The sequence below is a fragment of the Mycobacterium sp. P4_H6 genome (assembly GCF_056400845.1).
In genome coordinates this window covers 23,695-43,125 of the sequence record NZ_JBFUKN010000039.1, presented here as the reverse complement: position 1 = coordinate 43,125, position 19,431 = coordinate 23,695, and the positions used below count along the sequence as shown (strand labels likewise).

At 69.0% G+C, this 19,431-nt stretch carries 15 protein-coding genes and 2 riboswitches; of the genes, 7 read left to right on the top strand and 8 right to left on the bottom strand.

Features of this window, described 5'->3' with window-relative positions; genetic code table 11:
- Positions 1-25: 25 nt before the first annotated feature.
- The 6 genes from AC1DTF_RS17480 to AC1DTF_RS17455 all read left to right on the top strand — a co-directional run bounded on the left by AC1DTF_RS17480 (position 26) and on the right by AC1DTF_RS17455 (position 9,338).
- Positions 26-1,462: a GuaB1 family IMP dehydrogenase-related protein gene (locus AC1DTF_RS17480; RefSeq protein WP_477474972.1), complete on the top strand. Its 1,437-nt coding sequence runs from the start codon at positions 26-28 to the stop codon at positions 1,460-1,462.
- Positions 1,463-1,691: 229 nt separating this feature from the next.
- Positions 1,692-3,074, top strand: a complete 1,383-nt coding sequence (locus tag AC1DTF_RS17475) for a hemolysin family protein (protein ID WP_057166057.1) — start codon at positions 1,692-1,694, stop codon at positions 3,072-3,074.
- Entirely contained in the window at positions 3,064-4,116 is a 1,053-nt protein-coding gene (locus AC1DTF_RS17470; protein WP_477474971.1) for a hemolysin family protein, read from the top strand. The genes AC1DTF_RS17475 and AC1DTF_RS17470 overlap by 11 nt, the downstream gene beginning before the upstream one ends.
- Positions 4,116-5,045: a 3-methyladenine DNA glycosylase gene (locus tag AC1DTF_RS17465; RefSeq protein WP_477474970.1), complete on the top strand. Its 930-nt coding sequence runs from the start codon at positions 4,116-4,118 to the stop codon at positions 5,043-5,045. Before AC1DTF_RS17470 ends, AC1DTF_RS17465 begins: the two co-directional genes overlap by 1 nt.
- Before the next feature lie 26 nt (positions 5,046-5,071).
- A complete protein-coding gene (locus tag AC1DTF_RS17460; RefSeq protein ID WP_057166059.1) occupies positions 5,072-7,243 on the top strand; it encodes a malate synthase G in 2,172 nt (723 codons plus the stop codon).
- A 46-nt stretch (positions 7,244-7,289) separates the two neighbouring features.
- On the top strand, positions 7,290-9,338 hold the full coding sequence (locus AC1DTF_RS17455) for a vWA domain-containing protein (RefSeq protein ID WP_477474969.1): 2,049 nt from the start codon (positions 7,290-7,292) through the stop codon (positions 9,336-9,338).
- 10 nt (positions 9,339-9,348) lie between these two features.
- Here AC1DTF_RS17455 and AC1DTF_RS17450 read toward each other — a convergent pair whose 3' ends face one another.
- Both AC1DTF_RS17450 and AC1DTF_RS17445 read right to left on the bottom strand, forming a co-directional pair.
- The gene (locus AC1DTF_RS17450) at positions 9,349-10,203 is read right to left on the bottom strand and encodes an endonuclease/exonuclease/phosphatase family protein (RefSeq protein WP_477474968.1); all 855 of its coding nucleotides are present in this window, start codon (positions 10,201-10,203) and stop codon (positions 9,349-9,351) included.
- Between the two features lie 10 nt (positions 10,204-10,213).
- Complete coding sequence (locus tag AC1DTF_RS17445) at positions 10,214-11,656, bottom strand: MFS transporter (RefSeq protein ID WP_477474967.1); 1,443 nt, start codon at positions 11,654-11,656, stop codon at positions 10,214-10,216.
- 58 nt (positions 11,657-11,714) lie between these two features.
- On the opposite strand from AC1DTF_RS17445, the gene AC1DTF_RS17440 reads away from it, so the two are divergent.
- Positions 11,715-12,182 (top strand): winged helix-turn-helix transcriptional regulator, encoded by a 468-nt coding sequence (locus AC1DTF_RS17440; RefSeq protein WP_477474966.1) that lies wholly within the window; start codon positions 11,715-11,717, stop codon positions 12,180-12,182.
- Here the strand turns inward: AC1DTF_RS17440 and gcvP are convergent.
- The 6 genes from gcvP to AC1DTF_RS17410 form a co-directional block, all read right to left on the bottom strand.
- Positions 12,128-14,956: an aminomethyl-transferring glycine dehydrogenase gene (gcvP, locus tag AC1DTF_RS17435; RefSeq protein ID WP_477474965.1), complete on the bottom strand. Its 2,829-nt coding sequence runs from the start codon at positions 14,954-14,956 to the stop codon at positions 12,128-12,130. The genes AC1DTF_RS17440 and gcvP overlap by 55 nt on opposite strands.
- 35 nt (positions 14,957-14,991) lie before the next feature.
- A riboswitch (glycine riboswitch) is annotated at positions 14,992-15,098 on the bottom strand.
- A riboswitch (glycine riboswitch) is annotated at positions 15,099-15,197 on the bottom strand.
- 14 nt (positions 15,198-15,211) lie between these two features.
- The gene (locus tag AC1DTF_RS17430) at positions 15,212-16,342 is read right to left on the bottom strand and encodes a M20 family metallopeptidase (RefSeq protein WP_477474964.1); all 1,131 of its coding nucleotides are present in this window, start codon (positions 16,340-16,342) and stop codon (positions 15,212-15,214) included.
- On the bottom strand, positions 16,332-17,006 hold the full coding sequence (locus AC1DTF_RS17425) for a DUF1028 domain-containing protein (RefSeq protein ID WP_477474963.1): 675 nt from the start codon (positions 17,004-17,006) through the stop codon (positions 16,332-16,334). The genes AC1DTF_RS17430 and AC1DTF_RS17425 overlap by 11 nt, the downstream gene beginning before the upstream one ends.
- Entirely contained in the window at positions 17,003-17,419 is a 417-nt protein-coding gene (locus AC1DTF_RS17420) for a RidA family protein (protein ID WP_057166065.1), read from the bottom strand. The genes AC1DTF_RS17425 and AC1DTF_RS17420 overlap by 4 nt, the downstream gene beginning before the upstream one ends.
- A complete protein-coding gene (locus AC1DTF_RS17415) occupies positions 17,416-18,876 on the bottom strand; it encodes a 4-hydroxyphenylacetate 3-hydroxylase family protein (RefSeq protein WP_477474962.1) in 1,461 nt (486 codons plus the stop codon). The genes AC1DTF_RS17420 and AC1DTF_RS17415 overlap by 4 nt, the downstream gene beginning before the upstream one ends.
- Positions 18,873-19,400 carry a flavin reductase family protein gene (locus tag AC1DTF_RS17410; protein ID WP_477474961.1) on the bottom strand — a complete coding sequence of 176 codons (528 nt, stop codon included), beginning with the start codon at positions 19,398-19,400 and terminating at the stop codon, positions 18,873-18,875. Before AC1DTF_RS17410 ends, AC1DTF_RS17415 begins: the two co-directional genes overlap by 4 nt.
- Between the last annotated feature and the right edge of the window lie 31 nt (positions 19,401-19,431).

Genomic DNA, 19,431 nt, shown 5'->3' with positions numbered 1-19,431 from the left:
CAACAGCGGCCGTAAGCTTGGCTTCGTGCAGTTCCTCAACGGTCACACCCCGCCCTACGACCTGACCTACAACGACGTCTTCGTCGTGCCCGGACGCTCCGAGGTGGCGTCGCGCTTCGATGTGGACCTGTCCACCGTCGACGGATCGGGTACCACCATCCCGGTGGTGGTGGCGAACATGACCGCGGTCGCGGGCCGACGGATGGCCGAGACGGTGGCCCGCCGCGGCGGCCTCGTGGTGCTGCCCCAGGACCTGCCGCTGTCGGTGGTGCAGCACACGGTCAATTTCGTGAAGAGCCGCGATCTGGTCGTCGACACCCCGGTGATCCTCGGGCCCGACGACTCCGTCTCCGATGCGATGGCGCTGATCCACAAGCGCGCGCACGGCGCGGCCGTGGTGGTGTTCGAGGGCCGGCCGATCGGCGTGGTCACCGAGGCCTCCTGCGCCGCGGTGGACCGGTTCGCCAGGGTCCGCGACGTCGCGATCAGCGATTTCATCACCGCGCCCGCCGGCACCGAACCCCGCAAGGTGTTCGACCTGCTGGAGCACGCCCCCGTCGACATCGCCGTGCTCACCGACGACAAGGGCGAACTCGCCGGTGTGCTCACCCGCACCGGCGCCATCCGCGCAGGTATCTACATCCCCGCGGTGGACGCGGCCGGCCGGCTGCGCATCGCCGCCGCGGTCGGTATCAACGGCGACGTCGGCGCCAAGGCCCGTGGCCTCGCCGAGGCCGGCGCGGACCTGCTGGTGATCGACACCGCGCACGGGCATCAGGCCAAGATGCTCGACGCCATCGCCGTGGTCGCCTCGCTCGACCTCGGCCTGCCGATCGCCGCCGGGAACGTGGTGTCCGCCGAAGGCACCCGCGACCTGATCGGCGCCGGTGCCTCCATCGTCAAGGTCGGCGTCGGCCCCGGCGCCATGTGCACCACCCGGATGATGACCGGCGTCGGCCGCCCGCAGTTCTCGGCCGTCGTCGAATGTTCAGCTGCGGCAAAGGAACTCGGCGGCCACGTGTGGGCAGACGGCGGGGTGCGCCACCCCCGCGACGTGGCACTGGCACTGGCCGCGGGTGCCTCGAACGTGATGATCGGGTCCTGGTTCGCCGGCACCTACGAATCGCCCGGCGACCTGCTGCGCGACCGCGACGGCCGGCCCTTCAAGGAGAGCTACGGGATGGCCTCCAAACGCGCGGTGGCCGCCCGGACCGCCGCCGACAGCGCCTTCGACCGGGCCCGCAAGGGTCTGTTCGAAGAGGGCATCTCCAGCTCCCGGATGGCGCTGGACGCGGCACGCGGTGGCGTGGAGGATCTGCTCGACCACATCACCTCCGGGGTGCGCAGCACCTGCACCTACGTCGGCGCGACGACGCTGCCCGAACTGCACGACAAGGTCGTCCTGGGCGTGCAGTCGGCCGCCGGATTCGCCGAGGGACACCCGCTGCCGACCGGTTGGTGATTCCGCACACCACATCTGGGCAGTTACCATGTACCGATTCCGTCGCCAATGACATCCGTCGCATGACAGAGAGGGACCCCGTGCCACAGGCACCCGTGGCAGCCCACGGAGATCGAGTGGGCTCCGGGATTCCGCTCGGCACACCGCCCCCGCCCAGCGATCCCGGTGAAGCCGAGCCATCCAGTAGCCGGCCGGGCACCAGGCCCGGCAGACCGGCGGTGAGAACACGATGAGTCTCACCGTAACGCTTCTCAGCCTGCTCGCGTTCGTCCTGCTGACCGCGGGCACCGCGCTGTTCGTCGCGGCCGAGTTCTCCTTGACCGCACTGGAACGCAGCATCGTCGAGTCCAACGCACGGACCGGCGGGCGGCGCGATCAGTTCGTCCTCAAGGCGCACCGCACCTTGTCCTTCCAGCTGTCCGGCGCGCAACTCGGCATCTCCATCACCACCCTGGCCACCGGTTACCTCGCCGAGCCGGTGGTGGCCCGGCTGCTCTACGCGCCGCTGACCGCGCTGCGCATCCCGGCCGACTGGGTCAGCCCGATCGCACTGGTGCTGGCGCTGCTGATCGCGACCTCGGTGTCGATGATCTTCGGTGAGCTGGTGCCCAAGAACCTGGCCGTCGCCAAACCGCTGCCCACCGCCCGTTTCGCCAGCGCGCCGCAGTGGTACTTCGCGAAGCTGTTCACCCCGGTCATCAAGGCCACCAACGGCACTGCCAACTGGATCCTGCGAAGGATGGGCATCGAACCGGCCGAGGAACTGCGCTCGGCGCGCTCCCCGCAGGAGCTGGTGTCGCTGGTGCGCACCTCGGCGCGCAGCGGCGCACTGGACGCCGACACCGCCGTCCTGGTCGACCGTTCCCTGCAGTTCGGCGACCGCTCCGCCGAGGAACTGATGACCCCCCGGTCCAAGATCGAATCCCTGGAACTCGAGGACACCGTCTCCGACCTGTTGGACGCCGCGATCCGCACCGGCCACTCGCGCTTCCCGATCGTCGACGGCGATCTGGACCAGACCGTCGGCATGGTGCACGTGAAGCAGGTCTTCGAGGTGCCGCCGGAACGCCGTGCCACCACCCCGCTGTCCCGGCTGGCGGTGCCGGTGCCGACGGTGCCCGCCTCCCTGGACGGTGACGCGGTGATGACCCAGATCCGCGGCAACGGCATCCAGACCGCCATGGTCGTCGACGAATACGGCGGCACCGCAGGCATGGTCACCTTCGAGGACCTCATCGAGGAGATCGTCGGCGACGTACGCGACGAACACGACGACGCCACACCCGATGTGGTGCAGAGCCGCGCCGGCTGGCAGGTCTCCGGACTGCTGCGGATCGACGAGGTCGATTCCGAGACACCGTTCCGGGCCCCCGAAGGCGACTACGAGACGATCGGCGGCCTGGTCCTGGAGAAGCTCGGGCACATCCCCGACGTCGGCGAAACCGTGGAACTGACCGAATTCGACCCGGAACAGCCCGGCGATGACCCGGTGCGCTGGCAGGCCCGCATCCTGAAGATGGACGGCCGGCGCATCGATCTGCTGGAACTCGTCGAGACCGACGGCGCCGGCGCGTCAACCGCCGAGGGCAAGGAGCAGACCGATGGGCGGTGACCTCTTCGCGGTCGCACTGACCGTCCTGCTGCTGGGCGCCAACGCGTTCTTCGTGGGCGCCGAATTCGCGCTGATCTCGGCGCGGCGCGACCGTCTGGAAGCGCTCGCCGAACAGGGCAAGAAGCGCGCCGTCACGGTGATGCGTGCGGCGGAGAACCTCTCCCTGATGCTGGCCGGCGCACAGCTGGGCATCACCATCTGCTCGATCCTGCTCGGCCGGGTCGGCGAGCCCGCGGTGGCCCACCTGCTGGAAAAGCCGTTCGCGCTGGTCGGGGTCGGTGACGCCGTCCTGCACACCGTGTCGTTCATTGTCGCGCTCGCGGTCGTGGTGACCATGCACGTGCTGCTCGGCGAGATGGTGCCGAAGAACATCGCGATCGCCGGCCCGGAGGCCACCGCGATGCTGCTGGTGCCGCCGTACCTGATGTACATCCGCGCGGTGCGCCCGCTGATCTCGTTCTACAACTGGGCCGCCAACACCACCCTGCGGGCGCTGCGGGTGGAACCCAAGGACGAACTGGACGTCACGGTCTCCACCGTCGAACTGTCCGACATGATCGCCGAGTCGTTGTCGGAGGGATTGCTGGACCGGGAGGAGCACACCCGGCTGACCCGGGCGCTGCAGATCCGCGATCGCAGCGTGGCGGACCTGGCCATCCCGCTGGACCGCATCCACGCGGTGCCGGCCGCGGCGCCGGGTTCGGGCCCCACCATCGCGGCCGTCGAGCAGGCGCTCTCGGAGACCGGGTACTCGCGCTTCCCGGTGACCAACGCCGACGGCAGCTACCTGGGTTACCTGCACATCAAAGACGTCCTGCCGGTGCTCCACGAGGAGCGCACGGCGCTCGACGCGGCGATGGTGCGCCCACTGATCCAGGTGGCGTCGACGCTGCCGCTGCCCGATGCGCTGACCCGGTTGCGGCGCAACAAGAGTCACCTCGCACTGGTCACCGACGACGGCCGGGTCACCGCGATGGTGACGCTGGAGGACCTGGTGGAAGACCTGGTCGGCACCGTGCGTGACGGGACGCACCGGATCTGATGGTCGCGGTCCTCACCGAATCCGACTGGCTGGCTCGGGAGTCCGCACACCAGCGGCGGGTGCAGCGGTTCATCGCACCGCACCAGGACCGCGCGCAGCGCGGCGAGGCGCACCCGGTGTGGGATTTCCTGTTCACCTACTACAGCCTGCGGCCCCGCCAACTGCGCCGCTGGCATCCCGGTTTCGGCGTCGCGTTGGCCGGACCCGCCGCCGACCGCTTCGCCACCCGCACCGGCTACCACCGCACCGAGGGCACCGTGTCGGTGACCGACGAGCTGCTGGTCGCCCGGCGCGACACCGTGGCGTTCATCGCCGATCTGTTGTCGCGTACCGCGCAGCGTCCCGCCCGTTTCAACTGTTTCGGGCTGCACGAGTGGGCGATGGTCTACCGTTCGCCCGAGGTACGGCACGGTCAGGTGCCGCTGCGGCTCGGGGCCTCCGGCACCGACGCCGTCGTCGATTCGATGCCGTTGCGATGCAGCCATTTCGACGCCTTCAGGTTCTTCACCCCGGCCGCCACCGTGCTCAACGGTGAGCAGTTGCGGCGCGACACCCAGCTGGTCACCGAGCAGCCGGGCTGCATTCACGCGGCGATGGACTGCTACAAGTGGGCGTACAAACTGGGGCCGCTGGTGCCCTCCGAGTTGGTGATGGACTGCCTGGAACTGGCCGCCGACGCCCGGGCGATCGACATGTGTGCCAGCCCATACGACCTGACCGACTATGGTTTCGAGCCGATTACCATCGAGACCGCTGCCGGCCGCGCCGAGTACGTCAAGGCGCAGCAGGGCATCACCGAACGGGCCGCGCCGCTGCGCGCGGAATTGGCCCGCCGGTGTGACGTGCTGCTCGCGCGCTCCGGCGGGCTGGGGCGTAGCGACCGGGGGGTGACTCCTGCCGCGGGATCACCGGTAGTTACCGGCGGGTAAACTAGTCCGACTGCTGAGGAGGAAACATGACCGAGCGCGTGACGGTGGGAAACCTGCGGGTTGCCAAGGTTCTGCACGACTTCATCACGACCGAAGCGTTGCCCGGCACCGGCCTGGACCCCGATACCTTCTGGGCGGGTGTGGACAAGGTCGTGACCGACCTGACCCCGCAGAATCAGGATCTGCTGGCGCGCCGCGATGACCTGCAGGCCCAGATCGACAAGTGGCACCGCGCCCGGGTCATCGGCGGTTTCGACGCCGCGGAGTACAAGCAGTTCCTCACCGACATCGGGTACCTGGCGCCCGAGCCCGCCGACTTCAGTGTCACCACCTCCGGCGTCGACGCCGAGATCACCAGCACTGCAGGACCGCAGCTGGTGGTGCCGATCCTCAACGCCCGCTTCGCCCTGAATGCCGCCAACGCCCGCTGGGGCTCGCTGTATGACGCGCTGTACGGCACCGATGTGATCTCCGAGGAGGGCGGCGCCGAGAAGGGTTCGTCCTACAACCGGGTGCGCGGCGACAAGGTCATCGCGTACGCCCGCACCTTCCTCGACGAAGCCGTCCCGCTGGCCGACGGCTCCTGGGCCGACATCACCGAGGTGACGATCACCGACGGCGTGCTGGCCCCCGAGCTCGCCGATCCGTCCGCGTTCGTCGGCTACACCGGTGAGCTCGGTTCCCCGGCGTGGTCGGTGCTGCTGGAGCACAACGGCCTGCACATCGAGATCCTGATCGACCCGGACTCCCCGGTCGGCTCGACCGACAAGGCCGGCATCAAGGATGTCGTGCTGGAGTCCGCGATCACCACGATCATGGACTTCGAGGATTCCGTGGCCGCAGTGGACGCCGAGGACAAGGTCGTCGGCTACCGCAACTGGCTGGGCCTGAACCGCGGCGATCTCGCCGAAGAGGTCAGCAAGGGCGGCAAGTCGTTCACCCGGGTGCTCAACCCCGACCGGGTGTTCACCACCCCGAACGGCGAGGGCGAGCTCACCCTGCCCGGACGCAGCCTGCTGTTCGTCCGCAATGTCGGGCACCTGATGACCAACGACGCAATCGTGGATGCCGACGGCAACGAGATCCCCGAGGGTATCCAGGACGCGCTGTTCACCGGCCTGATCGCCACCCACGGACTCAAGGAGTCCGACGAGAACGGGCCGTACGCCAACAGCCGTACCGGCTCGGTCTACATCGTGAAGCCCAAGATGCACGGACCCGACGAGGTCGGGTTCACCTGCGAGCTGTTCAGCCGCGTCGAGGACGTCCTCGGCCTGCCCCAGGGCACGCTCAAGGTCGGCATCATGGACGAGGAGCGCCGCACCACGCTGAACCTCAAGGCCTGCATCAAGGCCGCCGCGGACCGGGTGGTGTTCATCAACACCGGCTTCCTGGACCGCACCGGCGATGAGATCCACACCTCGATGGAGGCCGGCCCGATGATCCGCAAGGGCGCCATGAAGAGCCAGCCGTGGATCAAGGCCTACGAGGACAACAACGTCGACGTCGGCTTGGCCACCGGGCTGTCCGGACGCGCCCAGATCGGCAAGGGCATGTGGGCCATGACCGATCTGATGGCCGACATGGTCGAACAGAAGATCGGCCAGCCCAAGGCCGGCGCCACCACCGCGTGGGTGCCGTCCCCGACGGCGGCCACCCTGCACGCCATGCACTATCACCAGGTCGACGTGGCCGCGGTGCAGAAGGAACTCGCCGGCAAGAAGCGCGCCACCATCGACGAGTTGCTGACCATCCCGCTGGCCGGTGAGCTGGCCTGGTCGACCGACGAGATCCACGAAGAGGTCGACAACAACTGCCAGTCCATCCTGGGCTACGTGGTGCGCTGGGTCGACGCCGGTGTCGGTTGCTCCAAGGTGCCCGACATTCACAATGTCGCGCTGATGGAAGACCGTGCCACGCTGCGCATCTCGAGTCAGTTGCTGGCCAACTGGCTGCATCACGGGGTCATCACCGAAGGTGACATCAAGGCCAGCCTGCGCCGGATGGCCGCCGTCGTCGATGAGCAGAACGCCGGCGATCCCGACTACCTGCCGATGGCCACCGACCCCGAGGCCAGCATCGCCTTCCAGGCCGCTCAGGAACTGATCCTGTCCGGGGCCCAGCAGCCCAGCGGCTACACCGAGCCGATCCTGCACCGCCGTCGCCGCGAGTTCAAGGCGCGTGCCGCGAGCCAGTGACTAGACTTCGGCGGGGCATTCGACACGACGAGTTAAGAGGGTAGGGATGGGCAGGCACAGCATTCCCGACCCCGACGAAGCCGACGACCGGACCGGGAACGGACAGGACGCCGGTTACGGGTCGGAACCCGCCGGGGACACTGACGCGGGACGCGGTGACTCCGGTTACGGCGCTGACGAATACGGTCCCGACGACTACGGGTCTGACGAGTACGGTTCCGACGACTACCAGTACGAGGTCGACGGCGGGTACGACGAACCCGACCCGGCGCCACGGGGTTTCCCCGCCGTCGCCGACGAGGATCAGCCGACCCAGGCGTTCTCGGTCACCGGCCGCCAGCGGGCCTTCGAGGACGGCGAGTGGACCGGCAGTCACCGTGCGGTGGAAACGGGGCGTCGCAAGGTCAGCCCCGTCGTCATCGGCGCGCTCATCACCGTCGTGGTGGTGGTCGGCGCCGTCATCCTGTGGCGCTTCTTCGGTGACGCACTGTCCAACCGCAGCCAGGCCTCGGCGGATCGCTGCGTGGAGGGCGAGGTGACCGTCGCGGTCATCGCCGACCCCGCCATCGCCGATCAGGTCGGCACCTTCGCCAAGCAGTACAGCGAGACCGCCGACCCGGTGGGTGACCGCTGCGTGCAGGTCGCGGTGAAGGCCGCGGACTCCAGCGCGGTGATCAACGGTTTCGCCGAGACGTGGCCCGGTGACCTCGGTGACCGCCCCGCGCTGTGGATTCCGGCGAGCTCGATCTCCGAGGCACGGCTGGAAACGGCCAGCGGCGGCAAGACCGTCATCGACAGCCGCCCCCTGGTCAGCTCCCCCGTCGTGCTGGCCGTCCGGCCCGAACTCAAAGATGCGCTGGCCCAGCAGAGCTGGTCGAGCCTGCCGGGACTGCAGAGCAATCCGACCGGGCTGGACGGGCTCAACCTGCCGGGCTGGGGCGGCCTGAAACTGTCCCTGCCGCTCACCGGCAACAGTGACGCCGCCTACCTGGCCGCCGAAGCGGTGGCCGCCGCCTCCGCACCTGCCGGTTCCCCGGGCAGCGCGGGTGCCGGCGCCGCGCAACGCCTGCTCGCCGGGCAGCCCGAGCTGGCCGACGCCGCGGCCTCGACCGCGCTGGACGCCCTCGTCAACGCCGCCGACCCGGCGACCGCACCCGTGCACGGCGTCGTCACCACCGAACAGAAACTGTTCGAGCGCGGCGCGAACCTGGCTGATGCCGACAGCAAGCTCGGTGCCTGGATCCCGTCGGGTCCGGCCGCCGTCGCCGACTTCCCCGCGGTCCTGCTCAGCGGCGACTGGTTGTCCAAGGAACAGCTCGCCGCAGCAAGCGAGTTCGATCGCTTCATGCGCAAACCCGAGCAGCTCGCCGAACTCGCCAAGGCCGGGTTCCGGGTCGAAGGGGTGGCACCGCCGGCCAGTCCGGTCACCGACTTCCCGGCGCTCTCGGAGCCGTTGTCCTTCGGTGACGCCGAGTCCCGCTCCACGCTGGCCACCCGCATGACGGCCCCCGCCCAGAGCGGCACCGTCACCGTGATGCTCGATCAGTCGATGCCGGTCGACGAGGGCGGGCGCAGCCGGCTGACCAATGTGAGCACTGCACTGAATGACCGGCTGCAGGTGCTGTCACCGACCTCGTCGGTGGGTCTGTGGACCTTCGACGGTGTGGCGGGCCGGTCGGTGACCACCACCGGACCGCTCGGCGACGATGTCGGCGGCGGGCCCCGTTCGGCGGCGTTGTCCTCGAATCTGCAGTCCCAGGTGAGCTCCGGTGGCGGCGCGGTGTCCTTCACCACGCTGCGCCTGATCTACGCCGATGCGCTGGCAAACTTCCGCGCCGGTGAACCGAATTCGGTGCTGGTGATCACGTCGGGCCCGCACACCGACCGCAGTCTGGACGGCCCGGGATTGATCTCCTACATCCAGGGCGCGGTGGACACGGATCGGCCGGTCGCGGTGAACGTCATCAATCTCGGTGACGATCCGGACCGCGCGACGTGGGAAGAGGTGGCGCGGGTCAGTGGCGGCGAGTACCGCAACGTGCCCAGTTCCACCGACCCCGGCCTGGCCGACGCGGTGGCCGCTTTCCTGGGCTGAGCGCCCCGCTTCAGCGCCGGCGCAGCACGCAGCGCACCCCGAAGTGGTCGGACGGGAACACCCGCGGCAGTGCGGCCGAAATCGGCTCGCGGCCCAGTAGTTCGATCGATTCGGGGGTCCAGCGGTCACCCTTGACGAGCACCCGGTCGAATCGGACGTGGCGGTGCTTGTCCTTCATGTCGAACCGCATGTGGTTGATCGTGGTGTCCTCGGTGTAGCCGGGTTGCGCCGGGCGCAGCACCGGCCAGGCATCCCGGTAGTCCGGGCCGATGGCGGCGTCCTCGGCGTCGCGGAGATTGAAGTCACCCATCATCACCACGTCGGCGGCGTCGCACTGGGATTCGTCGATGTGCCCGAGTTGGCGGGCGCGCATGGCGGCGGAGGCCTTTCCGCTTTCGAGGTGGACGTCGACCACGGCCAACCGTTCACCGTTGAGGGTGAGCTGTGCGGTCAGGTATCCGCGGGACAGCCTGGTCGGCAGCCGGGTGTAGGTGACGCTGTCGACGGGGAGGCGGGACAGCAGCAGCATGCCGTAGTTGCCCCGGCGGCCCCCGACCGCCGCGGCGCTCCGATAGTGCTCCCGGATCCAGGGCTGTTCCAGGAAGACGGCCAGGGCGGCGGGTGTGACCTCCTGAAAAGCCATGATGTCAGGGGATTCTCGGGACAGCACGTCGGCGATCGTGCGGTAGCGCTGCTCGGCGTGGGTGTCGTTGAACCAGATGTTGTAGGTGGTGACGGTCAGCTGTTCCACGTCGCGATGCCCGCCGGTGTCATCTGCGCCGGCCCACCGTTGCCGAGCGGGATCGAACCGCAGCACGGGCACACCGGTCGGACGACGGAAAACGCTGTGCCACAGCCGGTCCATGCTGCCCAAGCTACCCCGCTGCGACGGTGCACACCCGCGGAGCCCGCAGCGCCCGCGGCAGGGTCACCGCGATACCGATGAGTCCGACGGCCAGCGGCACCAGCAGCGCCGCGCGGTACGAGTCGAGCAGATCGGCGCCGGACGCCAGGACGGCGACCTGCACGGCGGTGGTCACGGCGAGTCCGATCGCCGCACCGAATTGGAACGTGGTGTAGAGCAACCCCCCGGTCAGGCCCTGCGATGACTCCTCGACGCCATCGGTGGCGGCGATGGTCAGCGGGCCGTAGGCCAGGGTGAACGCGATCCCGAGCGCCAGGAAGCTGGGCAGCATGCTCAGATACACCCAGTCCTCCTCGACACCGGTGAACAGCGCGAAGGACAGTGCCGAGAACGCCATCCCGGCCGCGATGACGCGCCACAGCCCGAACCGGCGGACCAGGATCGGGGTCAGGGTGGGGGCCAGCACGGCGTCGATCGYCACCACCAGCAGCGCCAGCGCCGTGGTCAGCGCCGACCAGCCGCGCAGTTCCTGCAGATAGAGCACCACGATGAACTGGAATCCCATGAATCCACCGGCCAGGCAACCGGCGCCGATGTAGGCGTTCACCAGGCTGCCGTTGCGCAGCAGGCCGGGCGGCACGAGCGGGTCGGCGGCGGTGCGCTGGCGGACGATGAATGCCGCGAACAGGATGACCGCGACAGCCCCGGTGGCTGTCGAGGCGAAAATGGAAGCGTGCGCGGCATTCTCGATCGCGGTGACGGTCAGGACCACCGCGCCGGTGATCAGGATCGCGCCGGGCAGGTCCAGCGACCTGTTCGCCCGGGGCGAGCGAAGCGACGGGGAATCGGGGCGCGTGGCGGTATCACGCGGGATCAGCGGGAAACCCAGCGCCAGCACGGCCAGCGCGAGGACGACGGGGGCGAAGAAGACCCAGCGCCAGCCGAAGGCGGTCAGCACACCACCGGCGACCAGCCCGAGCGAGAAGCCGGCGGCGCCGATGCCGGCGTAGATGAGCACCGCGCGATCCCGTTGCGGGCCTTCGGGAAAGCTGGTGGTGATGATCGCGAGCCCGGCCGGCATCAGGAACGCCGCGGCGATGCCCGTGATGACGCGGACCGCGATGATCATCGCCCCACTGGGTGCGATACCGCCCAGTGCCGAGACACCGATGAAGACCACCAGGGCGATCAGAAACACCCGCCGCCGCCCGTAGACATCGGCGGTGCGCCCGCCGAGCAGCATGAAACCGCCGTAGCCGATGACGTATCCGCTGACGATCCATTGGAGTTGGACGGTCGGCAGCGCGAGTGCCTCCCGGATCACCGGCAGTGCGATGTTGAACATCGCGATGTCGATGCCCTCCAGGAAGGCGGCCCCGCAGAGCGCCATCAGGAGCAGTGCCGAGCGCGCCCGCGAAGGCGTACCGGTGGGACGTGCCGCAACTGTGTCCATCTACCCCAACCTTAGGTTCCTATTGGTAACTGACCACATCATCAGGCACCATGGCGGTATGGCGGAAGAAGGCACTTTGAAGTCAGCCAGTACCCCTGAGGTAACCGACTGCTGCCCGGACGCCTTTCAGTGGGATCGCCGCGAGGACTGTGAGGTGCGCCAGATCCTGGACCGGATCGCGGACAAATGGTCGCTGCTGATCATCGCTCTGCTCGATGACGGCTCCATGCGGTTCACCGAGCTCAAACGCATGATCGACGGTGTCAGCCAGCGGATGCTGACCGTCACCTTGCGCCAGCTCGAACGCGACGGGCTGGTGCGCCGCACCGTGCATCCCGTCGTCCCGCCCCGGGTCGACTACGAACTCACCGATCTCGGGCGCACCCTGCACGAGACCGTCCAGTCACTGGTTCTGTGGACCGAACGCCACCAGACCGATATCGCGGCGGCCCGGCAGCAGTTCGACGCCGCTCAGGCGAAGGCCTCCACCGGCGGGCACGAGCAGACCAGGTTGCGGTCGCCGTAGGCGGCGTCGATCCGGCGGACCGGCGGCCACACCTTCGGACGGAAGCCCTTGCCCAACGGGTAGGCGGCCTGCTCCCGGGTGTACGGGTGCTCCCACTTTTCGACCAGCAGCGAGTCCGCGGTGTGCGGGGCGCCGCGCAGCGGGTTGTCGTCCACCGGCCACTCCCCCGAACCGACCTTGTCGATTTCGGCCTTGATGGCGATCATCGCCTCACAGAACGCGTCGACCTCGGCCAGGCTCTCGCTCTCGGTGGGCTCCACCATCAGCGTGCCGGCCACCGGGAAGCTCATCGTCGGTGCGTGGAAACCGAAGTCCGCCAACCGCTTCGCCACATCGTCGACGGTGACGCCGGTGGCCTTGGTGATGCCGTTGAGATCCAGGATGCACTCGTGGGCGACCATGCCGTTCTCGCCGGTGTAGAGCACCGGGAAGTACTCGTCGAGGCGGCGGGCCACGTAGTTGGCCGACGCGATCGCTGTCAACGAGGCGGCCCGCAGCCCCACCCCACCCATCATCCGGATGTAGGTCCAGGTGATCGGGAGGATGGAGGCCGATCCGTACGGGGCCGCCGACACCGTGTAGCTGTCGCCGAGTTCGTCGGCCAGCGGATGCCCTGGCAGGTACGGCGCCAGGTGGCTGCGCACCGCGACCGGCCCCACGCCGGGGCCACCGCCGCCGTGCGGGATGCAGAACGTCTTGTGCAGGTTCAGGTGGCTGACATCGCCGCCGAAACGACCGGGGCGGGCCAGCCCGACCAGCGCGTTGAGGTTGGCGCCGTCGACGTAGACCTGACCGCCGGCGTCGTGCACGGCCGCACAGATGTCGGCGACGTCGTGTTCGTACACCCCGTGGGTGGACGGGTAGGTGATCATCAGCGCGGCCAGCCGGTCCGCGTGCTGAACGACCTTGGCGCGCAGGTCATCCAGATCCACATCGCCGTTGGCCCGGCAGGAGACGACGACCACGCGCATCCCCACCAGCGCGGCCGAGGCGGCGTTGGTGCCGTGCGCGCTGGACGGGATGAGGCAGATGTCGCGGTCGGTCTGACCGTTGTCGCGGTGGTAGGCCTGGATGGCCAGCAGGCCGGCGTACTCCCCCTGCGATCCGGCGTTGGGCTGCAACGAGATCTCGTCGTAGCCGGTGATGCCGGTCAGCCAGTCCTGCAGGTCGGCGATCAGCCGGCGCAGGCCCGGGTTGTCCGACGCCGGTGCGAACGGATGCTGCTTGGCGAACTCCGGCCAGGTGATCGGCTCCATCTCGGCGGCCGCATTGAGCTTCATCGTGCACGAGCCCAGCGGGATCATGCTGCGGTCCAGCGCAATGTCCTTGTCCGCCAACGCCCGCAGGTAGCGCATCATCGAGGTCTCGGTGCGGTACAGGTGGAAAGCCGGGTGGGTCAGGAATTCCGATGTCCGGGTTGCGATATCGGCCACCGCGCGCTGCCCGGGCGCCACCGCGAACGCCTCCAGCACGGCGGCGACATGCGCGTCGGTGGTGGCCTCATCGCAGGCCACCGACACGTGATCGGCATCGACGCGCCACAGGTTGATATTCGCGGCCTTGGCCGCGGCGACGACCTCGTCGGCCCGGCCGGGCACGTTCGCCAGCACGGTGTCGAAGAAGGTGTCGTGCACCAGCGAATCACCCAGGGCCGCAGCGATCTTCGCTGCATGTCCGTGCACCCGGCGGGCGATCTGGGTCAGTCCGGCGCCGCCGTGGTAGCTGGCGTACATGGCCGCGATCACGGCCAGCAGCACCTGTGCGGTGCAGATGTTGCTGGTCGCCTTGTCGCGGCGGATGTGCTGCTCGCGGGTCTGCAGGCTCAGCCGGTAGGCCGAGGTGCCGTCGGCGTCCAGTGAGACACCGACCAGGCGGCCCGGGAGCTGACGGGCGTGCTTGGTGTGCACGGCCAGGTAGCCGGCGTGCGGACCGCCGAAGCCCATGGGCACACCGAAGCGTTGGGTGGTGCCGAAGGCGACGTCGGCACCGAAATCGCCGGGCGGGGTGATCAGGGTGGTCGCCAGCAGGTCGGCACCGACCGCGACGAGTGCGCCGCGCTCATGGGCCTGCTCCACCAGGGCGCTCCAGTCGTCGACGCGTCCGCTGGCGCCGGGCAGCTGCACGATCACCCCGAAGAAATCACCCTCGGGCAGGCCGTCGCGCAGGTCGGCAGTGACGATCTCGATGCCGAGCGGTTCGGCGCGGGTGGCGATCACCGCCGCGGTCTGGGCGTACACGTCGGCGTCGACGGCCAGCCGGTTCGAGGGGCCCTTGACGGCGCGGTGCATCAGCGTCATGGCCTCGGCAGCGGCGGTGCCCTCATCGAGCATCGAGGCGTTGGCCACGTCCAGCCCGGTCAGGTCGCTGACCATGGTCTGGAAGTTGAGCAGCGCCTCCAGCCGGCCCTGGCTGATCTCGGGCTGGTACGGCGTGTAGGCGGTGTACCAGGCCGGGTTCTCCAGGATGTTGCGCTTGAGCACCGGCGGGGTCAGGGTGTCGAAGTACCCCTGGCCGATCATCGACACGGCCACGGTGTTGGAGTCGGCCAGTACGCGCAGCTCGGCGAGTGCCTCCTCCTCGGTGGCCGCCGGCGGTAGGTGTTCCAGGCCAGGCGCCAGGCCGTCGGCGCCGACCGCGTCGAGGATGCCGGCCGGCAGTGCCTTGTCGGCCAGCTCGTCGAGTGAACCGACGCCGATGACGTCGAGCATGGTCGCGATGGCATCGGCATCGGGCCCGATGTGGCGGGTAGCGAAGCCGGAATGGTCAACAGACACGTGATCTCCCCTGTTCGAGGGCGCGGACAGCCAGTCCCTCTCCCTCTGTCGGGGCGCCTGAGAGATTCAGCCGGATCGATCGAATCGGGTCCGGCCTTTCCCCATGGGCGGGTGCACGAGGCACCGCTTTCCAGAGGCATCGTGGCCGTCCGCGGTCCTGGGTGCCTGAGAGGTTGACGGAGAGGTATTGCTCCTTCGGCGCCCGTGACTGGCCGTCACGGAACTCTCCCGCGCAAGGGCGATGCGCTGCTGATTCTACCGGTCGGCCAGATCCAGCGCCGTCCACGCCAGCGCAGTGGCGCCATCACGCAGCGCCACCTCGGCCGCCGGACCCACCGCGGCATCGGCGAAAGCCCGCTGATGGTTCACCGCGGGCAATGATCCGATGCCCAGATAGGGGTGGATCGCGGGCACCACCTGGGACACGTTGCCCATGTCGGTTGAGGCCGTGCGCATGGCCGCGGTCCCCTCGGCGGGCTCGGCGGTCATGTCCCGGCCCAGGTCGGCGGCGTTGGCGATGAACATGTCCAGGATCTCGTCATCGGTGCGGAACTCCGCATACGGCGGGGATTCGAGTTCGATGTCGAGCTCGCAGCCGGTGCCCAGCGCACCCGCTTCGAAACAGTTGCGGATCCGGCGTTCGATGCCGGCCAGGTCGGCGAGGGTGCGGGCCCGCACATACCAGCGGCCGGTCGCCGAATCCGGGATCGCGTTGGGCGCCGACCCCGCATCGGTGACCACCCCGTGCACCCGGGTGGTCGGGGGCAACTGCTGGCGCAGCAATCCGATCGCCACCTGCGCCACGGTGAACGCGTCGGCGGCGTTCACCCCGAGATGCGGATAGGCGCCCGCGTGCGCGCTCACACCGCGGTAGCGGACCCGCCAGTGCGCGACGGCGAGCGGTTCAGCGCGGGGGGCGTCGACCGGGCCGGGATGCATCATCAGGGCCGCGTCCAGACCGTCGAACTCGCCGGCGTCCAGCATGGCGATCTTGCCGCCGCCGCCCTCCTCGGCCGGGGTGCCGATGACGTGCACGGTGATCGCCTGTGCGGTGTCGGCGGCGCGCACCATCAGGGCGGCCCCGATCGCGGAGGCCGCGATCAGGTTGTGTCCGCAGGCGTGCCCGAGGCCCGGCAGCGCGTCGTATTCGCCGATGAACGCGATGTGCAGCGGTCCGCTGCCGGCCCGGGCGTGGAATGCAGTGTCCAGTCCGCCGGCCCGCGGGTCGACGCCGAACCCGCGCTCGGTCAGCAGTGTGGTCAGCATCCGGTGGGCGCGGAACTCCTGCCACGCCGGTTCGGGATCGGCGTGCAGCCGGGTGCTCACGTCGCGCACCAGGTCCCAGTTGCGGGCCAGGTGCTCGGCGGCGAGGGCTTTAGAGGTCACCCGGCACCCCGAAGCTCGGGGCGGCCGACGGGTCCAGGGCCCGGCGGACATAGTCGTCACGCTGCGGTTCCCACACCGTCCACAACTCGGCCAGCCGGGGGTAGGGGTCCTCGGCCCAGTCCACCCGCAGCGTGGTCTCGGGCCAGTCGACCTCCCGGTAGACCAGCAGGCCGGCCGCGTGGATCGGACCCTCCTCGCCGCCGGCCGCCAGTGCGGCGGCCAGCCCGTCGAGCAGGCGGCGTTCGAATTGTGGTGCGGCGGAATGTTCGTAGCCGCGGATCAGCTCGGTGATGGTCGCCGGACCGGCGAGCATGTTGCCCGCGGCCACCACACCGTCGCCGGCTGTGTGGTGGTGGGTGCCGAGTGCGCCGGCCCCGCTGAACGCCGCGGACCGGCCCTGGCTGTCCAGCACGGTGAGCTGCCGATAGTCACGCAGTTCGTGGCTGTCGACGACGGTGTCCAGCGCGGTCCGGGCGTCGTCGCCGGCTGCCAGCCGGTCCAGTAACCGCCCGCCCAGTCGCGGATCGGTGACGTTCTGGCTGGCCGCCGCGCCGAGTCCGGGCCGGATGTTCAGGCAGCGCGAGGCCACCGCCGGCGACGAGGACGCGATGATCATGCCGAATGCCCCGGTGTCGCGGTCGAGCGCGGCAAGAGAGAACGTCACGACGCCCGCTGCCTGACCGCGATGACGTCCACCTCGACGAGCCACTCCGGTCGGGCCAGTGCGCTGACCACCAAGCCGGTCGACACCGGGTGGACCCCCTTGAGCCAGCGGCCGATCACCCGGTACACGCTCTCGCGGTAGCGCGGATCCACAAGGTAGACAGTTACTTTGACGATATCGTCGAGGGTGGCCTCGGCCTCGGCGAGCAGGGTGGCGATATTGGTCATGGCCTGCTCGGTCTGCGCGCCGACATCCCCGACGCCGACGTTCTCGGAGGTGTCGAGGTCCTGTCCGATCTGTCCGCGGACATAGACGGTGTCCCCGGCGACCACGGCCTGGCACAGGTCGTTGTCCAGATTCTGTTCCGGGTAGGTGTCGCGGGTGTTGAACGGGCGGATGCGCTGATGGGTCACGCGGGTATGCCGCCGTTCACCCGGTCGGACAGTTCGGCGGCGGCCTTGACCATTCCGAGCGGACCGTCGAAATCGAAGTTGCGGTAGACCGCCGCATAGTGCGCGAACGGCGGAGCCTGGGCGAACAACTGGAATGTGAGCCGGTGCCCGGCGTAGTCGCTGTTGAGCAGATCGCGCGCGAAGGCCAACAGCTTGCGCCGGTCGTCGGCCTGCCATTCATCGGTGATCGAGTAGTACTTCTCCAGCCACTCCGATGCCCCGGGGACGCCGAAGGTGGCCGAGTCCGGGGTGATGCAGATCTGTCCGCCGCACAGTTCGCGGGCCCAGTGCATCATCTGCGGCAGCTGGGTCTGCGCCCACACCCGGCCGGCCATGAGCAGCGACTGGTTGGGCATCAGCAGGCCACCGGGGCTGGTCTCGGCGGTGGCGATCGCCGCGGTCAGGTGCGCGTCGATGCCCTCGCGGTAGCAGGCCAGCATGGCCAGCTTCTCCTGCACCGCGGGATTGCTGTCCAGACCGGTCTGCCGGACGTTGAACAGCGCGGCACCGATCATCAGGTCGGCGTACCGGATCGACCGGTGCACGTAGGGCAGTGCGCTGTAGCGGTGCAGGCAGCTGCGCACGAAGGTGGCGGCCCGGGTGTGCCGGTAGAACAGGATGTCGTCCCAGGGGATCAGCACATTGTCGAAGATGACCAGCGATTCGACCTCGTCCACCCGGTTGGACAACGGGTAGTCCGCGGCATCGCGGCGGCCGGCGAAACCGGTGCGGCAGATGAACTTCAGGTTGGGCGCGTTGAGGTCGGCGATGAACCCCACGGCGTAATCGGAGAGCTTGGCGTCACCCCAGTTGGCGATCGTGGGTTTGGTGTAGGCCTGGGTCGCGTACGGCGCCGCGGTCTCGTATTTCGCGCCGCGCACGATGATCCCGTCGTCGGTCTCCTTGACCACGTGCAGCAGCATGTCCGGGTCCTGATCCTGGGGGCGCTTGGAACGGTCGCCCTTCGGGTCGGTGTTGGCCGAAATGTGGAACGGGTCCCCGGTGGCGGCCTTCTTCACGTGCCGCCGGATGTTCTCGGCGAACCGGGGGTCGACCTCGTTGAGCACGTCCTGGCCGTCGTAGAGGGCCCACATCTCGCCGACGGTCTCGTCGCCGACGCGGGTGACCACACCGCGCGCCTCGTCCAGGACGAGGTCGATCGCCGCGCGCTTGTCGTGCCAGTCCTGTTGTGTCAGCGGCATCTTGTTCGCGATCGAGTTGCGCTCGCCGTCCTCGTCGACGTAGCTCATCACGTCCTGGCTGGCGGCCTCGTGCGCCAGATCGTAGATCCGGGCCCTGATGTCCACGATCGGGGCGAACATCGGGTGCTTGGTGACATCGTGCACCTGCTCACCGTCGATGTAGATCTCGCGTCCGGTGTTGATGGCTTCGCGGTATTCGTCGCCGGTCCTGATCATGCGTGGTGTCCTTCCGTGGTGTGGGCAGAGAGCGTGCGGTACGCGCCGCGCAGATGCAGCAGCGGTTCGGCATCGGTGTGCRCGACGTGCCGCACCTCGCCGAGGTAGAGATGGTGGGAGCCGACGTCGGTGACGCTGTGCAAGGCGCATTCGAAGGCCGCCACGCTGTCGATGTAGACCGGGAGCCCGTTCACCCCGTCGGCCCATTCGCTGTCGGCGAAGGTGAACGGCAGCCGCCCGTCGCGCCGGCGGCCGGCGAAAGCATCTGCCGCACCGTGGTGTTCGGGGCCGAGCAGGGAGACGTTGAACGCTCCACTGGTACGGATGGCCGCGTTGATCGGACTGCGCCGGTTGATGCACACACCGAGAACGGCCGGCTCGTCGGAGACCCGGCTGACCGCGGACACGGTCTGTCCCCAGCGGGTGTCGCCGGTGTGAGTGGTCACGATGGTCACCGGTGTCGCGGCACAGCTGATCGCGCGGATGAACTCCCGCGTGCCGGTCGGTGTCAGGGTGGATTTCACGTCAGATCCCTCGCAATTCGGGTTCGTGGCC

Coding starts and splice junctions, on each gene's coding strand:
- AC1DTF_RS17475 (WP_057166057.1), top strand. CDS start 1,692: ATGAGTCTCACCGTAACGCTTCTCAGCCTGCTCGCGTTCGTCCTGCTG.
- AC1DTF_RS17470 (WP_477474971.1), top strand. CDS start 3,064: ATGGGCGGTGACCTCTTCGCGGTCGCACTGACCGTCCTGCTGCTGGGC.
- AC1DTF_RS17465 (WP_477474970.1), top strand. CDS start 4,116: ATGGTCGCGGTCCTCACCGAATCCGACTGGCTGGCTCGGGAGTCCGCA.
- AC1DTF_RS17460 (WP_057166059.1), top strand. CDS start 5,072: ATGACCGAGCGCGTGACGGTGGGAAACCTGCGGGTTGCCAAGGTTCTG.
- AC1DTF_RS17455 (WP_477474969.1), top strand. CDS start 7,290: ATGGGCAGGCACAGCATTCCCGACCCCGACGAAGCCGACGACCGGACC.
- AC1DTF_RS17450 (WP_477474968.1), bottom strand. CDS start 10,203: ATGGACCGGCTGTGGCACAGCGTTTTCCGTCGTCCGACCGGTGTGCCC.
- AC1DTF_RS17440 (WP_477474966.1), top strand. CDS start 11,715: ATGGCGGAAGAAGGCACTTTGAAGTCAGCCAGTACCCCTGAGGTAACC.
- AC1DTF_RS17415 (WP_477474962.1), bottom strand. CDS start 18,876: ATGATCAGGACCGGCGACGAATACCGCGAAGCCATCAACACCGGACGC.